This window comes from Pseudomonas sp. TWR1-1-4, assembly GCF_049897165.1.
In the GTDB taxonomy this organism is placed as follows: Bacteria; Pseudomonadota; Gammaproteobacteria; order Pseudomonadales; family Pseudomonadaceae; genus Aquipseudomonas; species Aquipseudomonas canadensis.
This window is the reverse complement of the sequence record NZ_JAFCVS010000003.1, coordinates 681,212-694,225: the sequence shown is the minus strand read 5'-3', so window position 1 is coordinate 694,225 and position 13,014 is coordinate 681,212. Positions and strand designations below refer to the sequence as shown.

Genomic DNA, 13,014 nt, shown 5'->3' with positions numbered 1-13,014 from the left:
CGAGGTGTTCAGCAGAATGCGTGCCAATTGAACGCAACCCCTCTGGAACGGTGTTCCAAAGGGAGGGGAGCAGGCGTGGACACAGGGCCTACGCTCAGCAACGGTGCACAATAATCCTGTACACAATCAGCGCTGCACTCGATGTGCACACAGATAGCCCACCGTGCAGCAGGCTGCGGTCAAGAAGGTGCCCCACGCCATGTCCATGACCGCCAACTGCGCAGACCATGCTTTCAGCGTGGCCCAGTTGCTCAAGTCATAGGTGCCGTAGGCGACCAGGCCCAATAAGGCACCCAGGCGTGCTGCGCGTTGCCAGCTTGCGCTGGGCAAGACCACTAACACCACGCAACCGAGCACGTAAAGGAGATAGAAGAATGTGGCGGGCAACAGACGGGGCTGGTCCAGCATCAGTGGACCCAGCAGGGATTTGTAGGTGGGGCCCATGAGGACACCGAGCCAGAGACCGTCCAGCACTAGGAAGGCGAGCAACGTGCCGAGGTAGGCGAGCAGCGATTTCTTGGTCATTGGTGCAGCCTCTGTAGACGCCGACGAGCGTCTACAGAAGAGCAAAGCGTGGTCAGCTTAGTTCAATGCGATCCGCGTGAATCACAATCTGGCCCTGCTTGTACAACGCACCAATGGCCTTCTTGAAGTTGCCCTTGCTCACGCCGAACAAGTTGCTGATCACCGCCGGATCACTCTTGTCGCTGACCGGCAAGCTGCCGTTGTTTTCACGCAACTTGGCGAGGATCTTCGAGTTGAGACTGGAGGCCGCTTCCTGGCCGACCGGCTGCAGGCTCAGGCTGATGTTGCCATCGGCGCGGATCTCTTTGATAAAGCCCTTCTCTTCTTTCCCTGGGCGCAGGAACTTGAACACTTCGTTCTTGTGGATCAGGCCCCAGTGCTTGTTGTTGATGATCGCCTTAAAGCCCATGTCAGTGGCTTCGGCCACCAGCAGGTCGACCTCCTGGCCCACCTGGTAGTTGGCAGGGGTCTTGTCCAGGTAGCGATCCAGGCGTGCAGTGGCGGTGATGCGCTTGGTGTGTTTGTCGAGGTAGACATGCACCACGCAGTATTCGCCTGCGGTCAACTGGCGCTTTTCTTCCGAATACGGCAGCAACAGGTCCTTGGGCAAACCCCAGTCGAGGAACACGCCAATGCTGTTGACTTCCACCACTTTCAAACTGGCGAATTCACCCACTTGAACTTTGGGCTTTTCAGTCGTGGCGATAAGTTTGTCATCGCTGTCCAGATAAATGAAAACGTTAAGCCAGTCTTCATCTTCACTAGGAATATCTTTGGGGATATACCGATTAGGCAAGAGGATTTCGCCATCTTGCGCACCGTCCAGGTACAAACCAAAGTTAGTGTGTTTAACCACTTGCAAGCTGTTGTAGCGCCCGACCAAAGCCATTTTCAATACCCTCATTACGTGGGCGGCATTCTACCCGAGTTGTGCGCGCCACGCGCGCGCGCCTGAAAAATCGCGGGTTGTCATGGCTCCGCCCCGCTCGTCTGATCAATCGACCCATTTTTTCCGCGCAGTCGGTCATGGATAGCTCCATGGTTTCGAGCTAAAACAGTAAGTTAGAGGATTATTTCAACGATGAACTTCGGCTATTCCCCATCGCGCCACTTATTCCCAGGGGATATTTGCCAAGCAATTGTCAAGTATTTCCTGTACGATGCCTGGCCAAGTTAATTTTCTACAGGTTAGTGGCCGCCATGCGCGTAAAAGCATCCAACAGCAAAGCAAAGCCAGCTCCCGCCGTTGAAACCAGCGAATCGATCAACAGCCAGATTGCTGCATTCCTCAAGTCCGGCGGCGAAATCCAGCAGATTGCCAAGGGCGTGAGCGGCCAGACTTTCGGCCCATCCAAGCAGATCAGCCTGGGTAAAAAGTAATACCGCGCAACACACCTGGTCCCTAAGCGTCTTGCCATCAAGGCGCTAGGACTAGAGCCCGAAATACCCTCTGCTGACCTTCATCATCGCGCTAATCGACGAACGGGCCTCACCGCCTGGCATTCGCCGGTATGCTTGCACACGTCTAGCACGGGCATCTGCCCGATTTTCTCCGTTACTGCTCCTCGCTTTTCATGGAGTGAAGCATGTTCAAACCCTGCATATTCCTGGTCGGCGCCCTGATTGCCAGCCCTCTCGCCGAAGCCCAGATCTTCCAGCGTGAATTGGGTGACTTCGACTTGAAATTGGGCACGACGCCCAGCCGCAGCATGGCCCAGGGCCTGGTCAAGCCAACGTCTCCCGGCAGCGATTCATTCCATGGTGGGCTGGACCTGAGCCACGACAGCGGCCTGTACTTCGGCCAGTTTTCACCGAACATGGGCCTGTCTTCGTCCAGCAACCTCGAAGTCGATTCCTACATGGGCTTCAAGCACCCCTTCGACCAGACGTTGGGCTACGAAGTGGGCCTGATCCACTACAGCTACCCCACGCTCAGCCCCCTCGACAGCCAGGAGTTCTACGGCGGCCTGAACCTGCTGGGCAATCGCTTCGGCGCCTCCTTCAGCAACGACCCGGACCGCCAGGACAGCACCCTGTTTGCCGACCTCGGCGGCACCCAGCCGTTCGGCATCGGCGTCAGCATGAAATACACCACTCATCAGTTGGGCACCCCGGTCGCGGTGGACGGAGGCTCCATTCGGACCTTCAGCGACTGGTCGGTGCAATTCTCCCGACAGTGGATGGGCGTGGACTTGAACCTGATCTACAGCGATTCCAGCCTCAGCGGCGGGGATTGCTCGGCCTATTCCGGACACAACTCGCAATGCGATGGCCTGTTGACGTTGAAGGCCGCACGGTCGTTTTATTGAGGGGCTGAACTGTCGCACCCGGCGCGGGTTCACATGTGATAACCCACTCTGCGAAGGACCCGCCCATGCTGCGTCGGCTCAAACTACTGGTGGTACTGCTGACCCTGAGCCTGGTGCTCACCGGTTGCAATCGCGTGGGCCTGGCCTATCGCAACCTCGACGTGATCATTCCCTGGACCCTCAATGACTACCTGGACATGAATGCCGGGCAGAAGAGTTGGTTCAACGACAAGCTCAAGGAACACCTGGCCTGGCATTGCACCACGCAATTGCCGGGTTACCTGGATTGGCTGGACCGCCTGCAACAGATGGCCAACGACAACCAGGTGACCGACGCCGCGCTCCAGGCCCGGACCACCGAGGCCAAACAGGCCATCGACGAAGTCGCCCGTGAGATCACGCCCTCCGCCATCGAACTGCTCCAAGGCCTGGACGACCAGCAGGTCAAGGAAATGAGCGACGCCCTGGCCAAGGACCTGCGCAAGCGCCAGGACGAATACCTCAAGCCGCCCCTGGCCCAGCAGATCAAGGACCGCGCCGAGCGCATGAGCAAACGCCTGGACGCCTGGATCGGCCCGCTCAGCGCCAGCCAGCAGAACCGGGTGACCGCCTGGTCCATCGCGCTGGGCGAGCAGAACCATGAATGGATCGGCAACCGCGCCCGCTGGCAGGCGCAATTTATCGACGCCGTGCAACAGCGCAAAAACGCCGACTTCCCGCAGAAAATGCAGCAGTTGCTGGTGGACCGCGAAAACCTGTGGACCCCGCAATATCGCACCGCCTATGCACAGACGGAAGCCGCGGCCCGCAGCCTGATTGTCGACGTGATGGCCGAAAGCACTGTGCAGCAACGGCAGAAACTCACCCAGAAAATCGACAAGGTGCGCAGCGATTTCCAGGCGCTTAAATGCCTGAAGAGCGTGCAGCCCTAGCTGGGTGCCAAGGTCCCCAGCCAGGCCACAAGCCCCAGGATCAGCACCACCGCCCCGAACTCCAGGGTGATGCTGCGACGCAAGGCATTACGCGCCGCTCTGTGGTCACCCGCCGCGAGAGAGCGCTGAAGCAGGGGCGTCAAGTGCGAGCGATTGAGCGCCGCCAGCCCCAACATCAAGCCGAACACCCCCAACTTCAAGCACAACAGGATTGCGTAGACACCGCCGGTGATGCCGTCCAGGTTCGGCCCGACCACAAACAGATAATTCGCCACGCCCGTGCCGATCAGTACCGCGACGAAGACCACACCAACACGCTCGAAGCCCGCCAAGGCGTGTGCCAGCACCTGCACCGCCTGCTCAGACGCATTCGCCAGCATCAGCCCGAACGCCGCCAATGCCCCGACCCAGCCCGCCGCTGCCAGCAGATGCGCACTGTCGCTTAGCAGATGCCACTGCCCCAACGAGCCCTCATGCATCACGCCATGCCCGACCCACGCCAGCGTCACCAACGCGACACCGCCGAACACGGTGGCCAATCGGGTACTGAGCGCAACCAGCACCAGCGCCGCAATGCGCAACCACCACGTCCAGCCCAGCTCGGTCTGCCAGAGCATCATCTGCAGGTGCGTCCACAGTGTCGGCCAATCCTCGGCGCCGCTCATGGCCTGGGTCATGGACAGCAGCGACGCCAACGACAGCAGCAAACCCAGCGCCGCCAACCTGCGCAGCAGCGGTTTCAGATTCAGCAACTTGCTGTCTGCATACAGGCCAAACAGCCCCAGGCCGAATACCAGCATCAAGTCCAGATACAGCGCGAAACGCAGTAACACCGGGACCAGTTCACTCATGGCTGGACGCTGAACACCACGTTGCCAAGGATCGGGTGCGTGTCGGAAGACACGGCCCGCCAATCGACCCGATAGGTCCCGGTCATCAGTGTGGAGGCCGGCTTGATCAACATCACCTTAGGATCACTACTGGCCGCGACACTGGCCTTGACCGGCATCGGCGAATTGGGCATGCCGGGCATATCGGTCATGATCAGCTTGGCGCCGGAAAACTGCGTCAACAGGTTTTCCGAGAACCGCAGTTCAATGACTGCCGGTGCCGCGCCCTGGGCACCGGACGCTGGCGTGGACGACAACAACTTCGGATGGGCCGAGGCCGCCAGGCTGGCGATCACTCCGGCGCACAGCACAACGCCCGCCAGGGCGGTTTTAAAATTCGACATGCAAGGCTCCAGGCCGCTCGTGGCGGCGAGTTATAGGAAAAATAGAAACGTCAGAACCACAGGCGCACACCCACGACCCAGCGCACCTGGTTCGTGTCTTCGCCGTCATCTCGGGCGTATTGCGCGGTTTGGCCGTAGCTGCGATTCCATGTCACGCCCACATAGGGCGCAAATTCGCGGCGCACTTCGTAACGCAGCCTCAGGCCCAGCTCACTGTCCGACAGGCCCGAACCAACGCCGCGCTGCGGATCGTTGCGCCCATAGAAGTTGAGTTCGGCGGTGGGCTGCAGGATCAGCCGATGGGTCAGCAGAATGTCGTAATCGCCCTCCAATCTCGCAGCAGTACGCCCTGCTTCACCGACAAAAACCGTGGCTTCGGCTTCAAAGTTGTAAAGAGCCATGCCCTGGGCCCCGAACGCCGCCCAGGTCTGGCCGTCCCCTGGCTTGAAGTCCTGGCGCACACCACCCACCAAGTCCCACCAGGGTGTGATGGCATGCCCCCACAACGCCTGGGCTTCGGCGCTTTCGGTGCGACCGGCACTGCGCTCGCCTTCACTGCGTAGCCACAGGCGATCGATATCGCCACCGACCCACCCCTTGATATCCCAATTCAGCGCGCCGTCGCCCTCGCCGCCCTGCCATTCCAACTGGTTGATCAGCAGCAGGGAATTGATGCCACTGTCGTGGACCCTGTGCCCACCAGCCGCGTTGTAGACCGCAGCGCGATCGGCGGCAGTCAACACGGGAATCGGTGTGCGACTCTCGGTGAGCGCCGGTGTCGCCGGGCTCATGCCCTGGAATTCGTCGGCCAGCGCCGATGGAGCGAACGCCAGCCCGATCAGGACAGTTAAAACACGGCTCATGCTCGCGTCCTCATTCATGCACGCGTACCTCACGGAACATGCCCATTTCCATGTGGTACAGCAGATGGCAGTGATAGGCCCAACGCCCCAACGCATCGGCAGTCACTCGGTAGCTGCGCCGTGAGCCCGGCGGCATGTCGATGGTGTGCTTGCGCACCTGGAACTGGCCGTTTTCGTCTTCCAAGTCACTCCACAGGCCGTGCAGGTGGATGGGATGACTCATCATGGTGTCGTTGACCAGCACCAGCCGAACTCGCTCGCCGTAGGCCAGCTGCAAGGGCTCGGCATCGGAAAACTTCACGCCATTGAACGACCAGGCGAACTTCTCCATATGTCCGGTGAGGTGCAGTTCAATGGTGCGGCTGGGATCGCGCCCGTCGGGGTCTTCAAAGGTGCTGCGCAAGTCGGCATACGTCAGGACGCGCCGGCCGTTGTTGCGCAGGCCGATACCGGGATCGTCGAGCTTGGGCACCGGGCTCATGGCCTGCATATCCACCAGCGGGTTGTCTTGCTCGCTGGCAGGATGGGCCTGCATCGACATGGCACTGTGATCCATGCCCGGCATATCCGCCATGGCACCGTGGTCCATGCCACCCATGCCCATGTCGTCCATGGTGATCCAGGGGCGCGGGTCCAGTGCCGGTACGGGGGCCGTCGCCCCGGTTTGTCGGGCAAGCGTGCCGCGGGCATAACCACTGCGGTCCATTGACTGGGCGAACAGCGTGTAAGCCTCGGCCGTCGGCTCGACCAGCACATCGAAGGTCTCCGCCACGGCGATACGGAACTCGTCCACGCTCACCGGCTGCACTGGCTGGCCATCGGCGGCAATCACGATCATCTTCAGCCCCGGAATGCGCACATCGAAGTAGCTCATTGCCGAGCCGTTGATAACGCGCAACCGGATCGTCTCGCCAGCCTGAAACACACCGGTCCAGTTGCGCTCCGGCGGTTGGCCGTTGAGCAGGTAGGTGTAGGTCTCGCCGCTGACATCGGCCAAGTCCGTGGGGTTCATTTTCATCTGCGCCCACATCAGGCGATCGGCAATCGTGGCCGACCAGCCTTGCTTGCCCACATCCCGCACGAAGTCGCCCACGGTGGGCTTGTGCAGATTGTAGTAATCGGACTGTTTCTTGAGGGTTTTCATCAAGGCGACCGGGTCTTCGTCGGTCCAGTCCGACAGCATCACCACGTAGTCGCGCTGGTAGGTGTAGGGCTCGGGCTCTCTCGGGTCGATCACCAGCGGGCCATACACGCCCTGCTGTTCCTGGAACCCGGAATGGCTGTGGTACCAGTAAGTGCCGTGCTGCTTGACCGTGAATTGGTAGACAAACACGCCACCCGGCTCGATGCCCTTGAAGCTCAAGCCCGGTACGCCGTCCATGTTCGACGGCAGGAGAATGCCGTGCCAGTGGATCGACGTCGGTCCGGCCAAGCGGTTCTTCACGCGCAAGGTCACGGTGTCGCCTTCGCGCCAGCGCAGCAGCGGGCCGGGCAAGCCGCCATTGATGGTCAGCGCCGTGCGGTGGCGGCCGGTGAGGTTGACGGGGGTCTGGTCGATGAACAGATCAAACTCGGTGCCGGCCAGCACCGTGGGCTGGCCGGGGCTGGTCAAGGCCCAGACCGGGCTGCGCCAGAGGCCGAGCCCGCCCAGCAAGCCGCCGGCGGCCAAGCCTTTGACGAAGGTTCGTCGGGAGGTATTGGAGTGCATGCCGATTCAATTCCATGAGTTGAATGGCAGCAGAGTAGGCAGGGTCGGCTGTCAGCCAGCTTAGCGGCAGATTACCGATCTGACAGTTTCGCCCCGGCGTTACGAGCATGCCGGGGCGTAATGGATATCAGGCGATCTGGGCCTTGGAGGCGACCTCGGCGAAGGTCGTCGGGTCCAGCGCGTCGGATTGCTCATCCAGCACCTGCCGTGGATGATCGTTGCCCGGAATCGAACTGTCGATCAGCGCCAGCAACTGCGCGCCCAGCGGGGTCAGGATGAAATTCTCGCCATTCCCGCCCTCATCTTCGGGGCGCGATTCGATAAAACCGCGCTTGAACAGCAGCGCTTCATAATCCGCAGCAGTCTTCTTGAGCGCGTCCAGGTTGCCGGTGGACTCGCCCGCCGTGGCCTTCTCGGCCGCTTCCTGCTCGGCGTATTTGCGCGGGGCGAAGCTGCCCTCGCCGTTCTGCACTTCATGCAGCAGACGTTCGATCAAATCCCAGTTGTAAGTCGTCATCCTGATTCCTCCTGCGGGCGAGTGGAAAGTAGCCCGTTAAAGGTGTGACCCGCCGCGCCACTGGCCGTTCAGCCCAGGAGACGAGCGTCATTGGCGTGAACTTTCCAGGTGCCCGCGACCTCAACTGAATATCCCTGCCAAGGAGGTCCCCCCATGAAAACCCTGATGAACCTGGCCATCGCCGCCGCATTGTTGACCGCCCTGCCCGCCTGGGCCTGTACGCCAGACGAGGCTACCGCCAAGCGCGAGCAACTGGCTCAGGAAGTGGCCAAGCTGACCGAGCAGAACCCGACCAAGGCCAAGGAGATAAACGACGAGCTGCAAAAGATGGACTTGGATACCGAAAGCGCAGAATTCCCCGACAAGTGCCAGTTGATCGATGCTCGCCTGAAAGAGCTCAAGGAAGCAGCCACCAAGGCCAAAAACTGACGGCATAAAAAAACCGGACAATCGTCCGGTTTTTTCACATTACCTGCGCCTTATTCGGCAGCCGGGGCTTCCGGCTTGCGGCGCTTGAGCGGCGCCATGCCGTCCTTGCTGACGAGCGACAGGTTGTCGGTCTTCGGCCGATTGGCGATCTTGCGCTTGGTCGGCGACTTGGCGCCGGTTTTCTTCTTGTCACCCTTGGCGTCGGTCTTTTTTTTCTTCACGCCAACAGCCTTGCCCGACGCCTTGACCTTCTTCGGCCCGGTGTAGGTGCCTTTGACTTCCTTGATGGTGCGGCGCTCGAACGATTGCTTGAGGTAGCGCTCGATGCTCGACATCAGGTTCCAGTCGCCGTGGCAGATCAGCGAGATGGCCAGGCCGTCATTGCCGGCACGCCCGGTACGCCCAATACGGTGCACGTATTCGTCGCCACTGCGCGGCATGTCGAAGTTGATCACCAGGTCCAGGCCGTCAACGTCCAAGCCACGGGCGGCGACGTCGGTGGCGACCAGGATCTTCACGCCGCCAGCCTTGAGGCGGTCGATGGCCAGCTTGCGGTCCTTCTGGTCTTTCTCGCCGTGCAGCACGAACGCCTTGTATTCCTGGGCCACCAGGCGGCCATAGATACGGTCGGCGGCGGCGCGGGTGTTGGTGAACACGATGGCTTTCTGATAGGTCTCGTTGGCCAGCAGCCAGTTGAGGATCTGCTCTTTGTGCACATTGTGGTCGGCGGTGACGATCTGCTGGCGCGTGGTCGCGTTCAGGTCGCTGACGTTGTTGACCTGCAGGTGCTCAGGGTTGTTCAGTACCTTGGCGACCATGTCGCGCAGGGTCGAACCACCGGTGGTGGCGGAGAACAGCATGGTCTGCTGACGGTTGACGCATTCGCCCACCAGACGCTGCACGTCGTCGGCAAAGCCCATATCGAGCATGCGGTCGGCTTCGTCCAGCACCAGCACTTCGACTTCCTTGAGGTCGAGGTTGCCGGCGTTGAGTTGCTCGATCATGCGACCTGGGGTGCCGATCAGGATGTCCGGCACCTTGCGCAGCATGGCGGCCTGGACCTTGAAGTCTTCACCGCCGGTGATGATGCCGGACTTGATGAAGGTGAACTGCGAGAAACGCTCGACTTCCTTCAGGGTCTGCTGGGCCAGCTCGCGAGTCGGCAGCAGGATCAGGGTCTTGATGCTGACGCGAACCTTGGCCGGGCCGATCAGGCGGTTCAGCACCGGCAGGACGAAGGCGGCGGTCTTGCCGCTACCGGTTTGAGCTGTCACCCGCAGGTCACGCCCTTCGAGCGCGAGCGGGATGGCCGCTGCTTGCACAGGCGTAGGCTCGACAAATTTAAGCTCGGCCACGGCTTTGAGCAGGCGTTCGTGCAGGGCGAATTGGGAAAACACGGGTGCTACCTCGAAGAAATACAAAAAATCAGCTGCATAGGTTACCGGTTTCGGGCGTCCAAACCGAGTTTCTTTACGCGAACAGTGCGAATCGGCTGCTTTTTTGTCAGGGCATTTGTCCATGACATCAACTTTGTTGCACTTAAATGCTCTAATCGCCCCGTGTTGTCTTATAGAAGAATCGGTTTCACCCATGGATATCAAACAGCTCTGGCTCAACGTCCAAGACCTTTGGGGCACCCTCGACGAACACCCGCTTCTGCATGCCAGCCTTGGCTTGCTGGTGTTGCTGGTGGTGGCCCTGTTGCTCGGACGAGTGGCACGTTACCTCATCCTCCACGCCGTCAAACTGCTCGGCCGGCAACCGGCGCTGCACTGGCTCAACGACCTGCGGCACAACAAGGTCTTCCATCGCCTGGCGCAGATGACGCCGTCCTTGGTGATCCAGTTCGGCCTGTACCTGGTGCCAGACCTGAGCAAGACCGCCATCCTGTTCATCGGCAACGTGGCCCTGGCAATCACCATCCTGTTCCTGGTGCTGGCCACCAGCGCGCTGCTCAATGCCCTGCTGGACATCTACGCCCGCACCGAACACGCGCGCACCCGCTCGATCAAGGGCTACGTGCAGTTGGCGAAGATGGTGCTGTTCGTGTTTGGCGCGATCATCATCGTCGCCACCCTGATTGACCGCTCCCCCCTGTTGCTGCTGTCAGGGCTTGGCGCCATGTCGGCGGTAATCCTGTTGGTATACAAGGACACGCTGTTGTCGTTCGTCGCCAGCGTGCAGTTGACCAGCAACGACATGCTACGGGTCGGCGACTGGATCGAAATGCCCCAGGTCGGCGCGGATGGCGACGTGGTGGACATCACCCTGCACACGGTCAAGGTGCAGAACTTCGACAAGACCATCGTCTCCATCCCCACCTGGCGCCTGATGTCGGAGTCGTTCAAGAACTATCTACAGGCACCTCACAAAACATACTATCTGCCCGCAGTGCCAGCCTGACCAATACCCATTTATAGTATCTGTACTACCAAGCGCCATACTATTCAGAACCAAAAACTCGTCTCATCCCATGACCTGAAAAATCAGACCTTCCGTGAAAGGTTCGTATCGAGCGCCACTCCTCGTAGTAGCGCTATGCAATTCGCCCCCCCCTTGCGACACAGAACTCAAAGCGCGTCTCCTGAAAAATCAGCACAATTTTGAAAGCCGAAATAACCGTAATTGCTTAAATAGCCTGATCTGACGAGTTATCACTCTTATAAGCGCCTAGAGCGATTGGATTTTGAAGTTAGGTAGATGTCTAGTGATGCACTTTCTCCTAATAAGAAAGAAATGATGCGCCTTCATAGACCATCGGCTTCCGTAACTTGTTTGCCTGCTTCACGTTTTCCACATCTTTCAACTGCAGATCACTATCATCTTTTTTGTGGAAGAACTCTCGCTCTGGCTTGTTAGATCGGAGATCACGTAGCACGACTCGGTAGTGCATAGACGACAGAGTCTGCTTCGCATGACTCCATTGCTGGATGGGCTAAGCTCTTCTTCTCGACGCTCGCAAAAAAATCCTCCTTTCAGCTCAAGTTTCACCAAAACACACCGTTTTCAATTGTATGTACACGGTGAGAAACCAACCTTGATCCAATCAATGTCTTCATCAATTCAAATTCTGCGGGGAGCGATATCGTTTCCCGAGACGATCCTGGGCAACCTTCAGCGGAGAACCTTGGAACGACTGATTAGTTACATTGAGTCATCCGACTCACCTTCCGCATTCGATAAGGCAGCATCCCACGTCGAAGGCTATGTGCACGCGCTTGTCGATAGCGACCAGATCCACGTTTCTATCGAACGAGATCTGTTGATCATCGAAACGGTCGACGCCTGGCGATGCGCCCGTACTTACACGAATACTTCGACCAACCTGAGCCACCCAAGAAAACCATGACTTCCTTTTTTAAACGCTACGCTGACGGCGGAACATCCGACCTGCTCATCAATATGCCGCAGCGTCTTCTGCCCACGACCGTCAGTCATTGTCCCCTCGAGGTCTTAGTGGGCCATTGGGAAAAGTATCTCGTAGACCCCTCCTCCGCTCATGAACATTTTCCATGGGCAGCGCGCTTCGTTATGGGCATGCCCGTTCCATCGTGGGCGCGCGGGCTGGAGTGGAACCTCGGTCAGAAGTCTCGCTTCATCTCTGCAGTATGGTCGGGCGGGGATCTGGGGAGCTACCTCACGAATGACTGGTACGAATCAGAGAGCGGTGGCAGGGCATTGGCCGAAAACAGTGAAATTTTGATTGATGGCCGGCAACGGCTTCACAGTCTGGAAGAGTATTTCCTCGACCGTTTGGCAATTCCTGATGCACAAGGACAGCCAAGGATTTGGTCTGAGCTCGGCAACGGTGAAAGGAAACGCTTTCTGTCGACGATCTTTACCCATGTCAGGGTATCGTCTGGTGACGAGGCGGCATTGCGCGGGACATATGATCTTTGCGCGCTGGGCGTAGTGCCTCGGTCATTTGATCAACGAGCTGTTCGGTAACCTTTTAATCAAGGCGGTCGGGCGTATCCCTTCGGGAGCGGCTGTCGTAAACCGAGTCCCGCTACGCTGGGTCTCGGCCCTTCGGGCTTCCATCCTTACGCTCTTCGACCATCCTGGCCTGCGCGCTCCGCTTGCAGAGCGATCCGACTCACCTTCTTACTTGGACATTGGCTACCGCTCCCACATACTGCTGAGCATCCGATCAAAGATGAGGCCGGGCAAATGGGTTGGCTATTTTGGAAAGACAAGCGCCCCGAGTGGGTTCAGGCGGAAGAGCGGGAATTCATCAAGGCTGCGAACCGCTTAAAGACGCTTCAGGTCACGCCTCGTGGTGGCATGAGGATTGACCCTGAAGAGATTCGAGACCAGATTGTTGCCGCCCGAAAGCTGTATAAAGGTTTGGTTAAGAAATAGCTTTCGCTAAGGATCAACCACCAAACGGTGCAGATAAAGGCCCGCGAGTCAGCTACAAAACGTCCACGACCTAAAGCCATACCACGGCAGGAACAGCTAGGCGGCTTTCCGAAAACTGGTCTGCCTCCCCCGCCT

Annotated in this window: 15 protein-coding genes and 1 pseudogene; 8 read left to right on the top strand and 8 right to left on the bottom strand. The window is 59.1% G+C overall.

From position 1 onward, the window contains the following. Nucleotides 1-126: 126 nt before the first annotated feature. Nucleotides 127-525: a DUF2177 family protein gene (locus tag ACP7C6_RS11610; RefSeq protein ID WP_028617390.1), complete on the bottom strand. Its 399-nt coding sequence runs from the start codon at nt 523-525 to the stop codon at nt 127-129. A 52-nt stretch (nt 526-577) separates the two neighbouring features. Next, nucleotides 578-1,414 carry a CvfB family protein gene (locus ACP7C6_RS11605; RefSeq protein WP_028617391.1) on the bottom strand — a complete coding sequence of 279 codons (837 nt, stop codon included), beginning with the start codon at nt 1,412-1,414 and terminating at the stop codon, nt 578-580. 311 nt (nt 1,415-1,725) lie between these two features. Between ACP7C6_RS11605 and ACP7C6_RS11600 the strand changes: the two genes are divergently transcribed. The 3 genes from ACP7C6_RS11600 to ACP7C6_RS11590 all read left to right on the top strand — a co-directional run bounded on the left by ACP7C6_RS11600 (nt 1,726) and on the right by ACP7C6_RS11590 (nt 3,766). Then, on the top strand, nt 1,726-1,905 hold the full coding sequence (locus ACP7C6_RS11600; protein ID WP_003193095.1) for a hypothetical protein: 180 nt from the start codon (nt 1,726-1,728) through the stop codon (nt 1,903-1,905). Nucleotides 1,906-2,111: 206 nt separating this feature from the next. Next, nucleotides 2,112-2,834 carry a TorF family putative porin gene (locus ACP7C6_RS11595; RefSeq protein ID WP_028617392.1) on the top strand — a complete coding sequence of 241 codons (723 nt, stop codon included), beginning with the start codon at nt 2,112-2,114 and terminating at the stop codon, nt 2,832-2,834. Nucleotides 2,835-2,899: 65 nt separating this feature from the next. Further along, a complete protein-coding gene (locus ACP7C6_RS11590; protein WP_028617393.1) occupies nt 2,900-3,766 on the top strand; it encodes a DUF6279 family lipoprotein in 867 nt (288 codons plus the stop codon). Here the strand turns inward: ACP7C6_RS11590 and copD are convergent. The 5 genes from copD to ACP7C6_RS11565 form a co-directional block, all read right to left on the bottom strand. Beyond that, a complete protein-coding gene (gene copD / locus ACP7C6_RS11585; RefSeq protein ID WP_028617394.1) occupies nt 3,763-4,617 on the bottom strand; it encodes a copper homeostasis membrane protein CopD in 855 nt (284 codons plus the stop codon). The genes ACP7C6_RS11590 and copD overlap by 4 nt on opposite strands. Beyond that, a complete protein-coding gene (gene copC / locus ACP7C6_RS11580; protein WP_426108765.1) occupies nt 4,614-5,000 on the bottom strand; it encodes a copper homeostasis periplasmic binding protein CopC in 387 nt (128 codons plus the stop codon). Before copC ends, copD begins: the two co-directional genes overlap by 4 nt. 50 nt (nt 5,001-5,050) lie before the next feature. Beyond that, nucleotides 5,051-5,863 (bottom strand): copper resistance protein B, encoded by an 813-nt coding sequence (locus ACP7C6_RS11575; protein ID WP_426108764.1) that lies wholly within the window; start codon nt 5,861-5,863, stop codon nt 5,051-5,053. A gap of 10 nt (nt 5,864-5,873) precedes the next feature. Further along, nucleotides 5,874-7,571, bottom strand: a complete 1,698-nt coding sequence (locus ACP7C6_RS11570) for a copper resistance system multicopper oxidase (RefSeq protein ID WP_426108763.1) — start codon at nt 7,569-7,571, stop codon at nt 5,874-5,876. 127 nt (nt 7,572-7,698) lie between these two features. Then, a complete protein-coding gene (locus ACP7C6_RS11565; protein ID WP_028617398.1) occupies nt 7,699-8,088 on the bottom strand; it encodes a hypothetical protein in 390 nt (129 codons plus the stop codon). 153 nt (nt 8,089-8,241) lie between these two features. Between ACP7C6_RS11565 and ACP7C6_RS11560 the strand changes: the two genes are divergently transcribed. Beyond that, complete coding sequence (locus tag ACP7C6_RS11560; RefSeq protein WP_305382227.1) at nt 8,242-8,517, top strand: hypothetical protein; 276 nt, start codon at nt 8,242-8,244, stop codon at nt 8,515-8,517. Nucleotides 8,518-8,567: 50 nt separating this feature from the next. Here ACP7C6_RS11560 and ACP7C6_RS11555 read toward each other — a convergent pair whose 3' ends face one another. Next, nucleotides 8,568-9,914: a DEAD/DEAH box helicase gene (locus tag ACP7C6_RS11555; protein WP_016979359.1), complete on the bottom strand. Its 1,347-nt coding sequence runs from the start codon at nt 9,912-9,914 to the stop codon at nt 8,568-8,570. A 193-nt stretch (nt 9,915-10,107) separates the two neighbouring features. On the opposite strand from ACP7C6_RS11555, the pseudogene ACP7C6_RS11550 reads away from it, so the two are divergent. The 4 genes and pseudogenes from ACP7C6_RS11550 to ACP7C6_RS11535 all read left to right on the top strand — a co-directional run. Continuing rightward, nucleotides 10,108-10,872: pseudogene (locus tag ACP7C6_RS11550) on the top strand (mechanosensitive ion channel family protein); the annotation flags it as partial. Between the two features lie 559 nt (nt 10,873-11,431). Next, on the top strand, nt 11,432-11,866 hold the full coding sequence (locus ACP7C6_RS11545; protein ID WP_426108762.1) for a hypothetical protein: 435 nt from the start codon (nt 11,432-11,434) through the stop codon (nt 11,864-11,866). Next, the gene (locus tag ACP7C6_RS11540) at nt 11,863-12,465 is read left to right on the top strand and encodes a hypothetical protein (protein WP_426108761.1); all 603 of its coding nucleotides are present in this window, start codon (nt 11,863-11,865) and stop codon (nt 12,463-12,465) included. Before ACP7C6_RS11545 ends, ACP7C6_RS11540 begins: the two co-directional genes overlap by 4 nt. Nucleotides 12,466-12,687: 222 nt before the next feature. Continuing rightward, nucleotides 12,688-12,879 carry a hypothetical protein gene (locus ACP7C6_RS11535; RefSeq protein ID WP_426108760.1) on the top strand — a complete coding sequence of 64 codons (192 nt, stop codon included), beginning with the start codon at nt 12,688-12,690 and terminating at the stop codon, nt 12,877-12,879. Nucleotides 12,880-13,014 lie beyond the last annotated feature (135 nt).

Excerpts from the sequence above, each read along its gene's own strand:
- ACP7C6_RS11610 (WP_028617390.1), bottom strand. The coding sequence starts at position 525 with ATGACCAAGAAATCGCTGCTCGCCTACCTCGGCACGTTGCTCGCCTTC.
- ACP7C6_RS11605 (WP_028617391.1), bottom strand. The coding sequence starts at position 1,414 with ATGGCTTTGGTCGGGCGCTACAACAGCTTGCAAGTGGTTAAACACACT.
- ACP7C6_RS11600 (WP_003193095.1), top strand. The coding sequence starts at position 1,726 with ATGCGCGTAAAAGCATCCAACAGCAAAGCAAAGCCAGCTCCCGCCGTT.
- ACP7C6_RS11595 (WP_028617392.1), top strand. The coding sequence starts at position 2,112 with ATGTTCAAACCCTGCATATTCCTGGTCGGCGCCCTGATTGCCAGCCCT.
- ACP7C6_RS11590 (WP_028617393.1), top strand. The coding sequence starts at position 2,900 with ATGCTGCGTCGGCTCAAACTACTGGTGGTACTGCTGACCCTGAGCCTG.
- copD (WP_028617394.1), bottom strand. The coding sequence starts at position 4,617 with ATGAGTGAACTGGTCCCGGTGTTACTGCGTTTCGCGCTGTATCTGGAC.
- copC (WP_426108765.1), bottom strand. The coding sequence starts at position 5,000 with ATGTCGAATTTTAAAACCGCCCTGGCGGGCGTTGTGCTGTGCGCCGGA.
- ACP7C6_RS11575 (WP_426108764.1), bottom strand. The coding sequence starts at position 5,863 with ATGAGCCGTGTTTTAACTGTCCTGATCGGGCTGGCGTTCGCTCCATCG.
- ACP7C6_RS11570 (WP_426108763.1), bottom strand. The coding sequence starts at position 7,571 with ATGCACTCCAATACCTCCCGACGAACCTTCGTCAAAGGCTTGGCCGCC.
- ACP7C6_RS11565 (WP_028617398.1), bottom strand. The coding sequence starts at position 8,088 with ATGACGACTTACAACTGGGATTTGATCGAACGTCTGCTGCATGAAGTG.
- ACP7C6_RS11560 (WP_305382227.1), top strand. The coding sequence starts at position 8,242 with ATGAAAACCCTGATGAACCTGGCCATCGCCGCCGCATTGTTGACCGCC.
- ACP7C6_RS11545 (WP_426108762.1), top strand. The coding sequence starts at position 11,432 with ATGACTCCATTGCTGGATGGGCTAAGCTCTTCTTCTCGACGCTCGCAA.
- ACP7C6_RS11540 (WP_426108761.1), top strand. The coding sequence starts at position 11,863 with ATGACTTCCTTTTTTAAACGCTACGCTGACGGCGGAACATCCGACCTG.
- ACP7C6_RS11535 (WP_426108760.1), top strand. The coding sequence starts at position 12,688 with ATGGGTTGGCTATTTTGGAAAGACAAGCGCCCCGAGTGGGTTCAGGCG.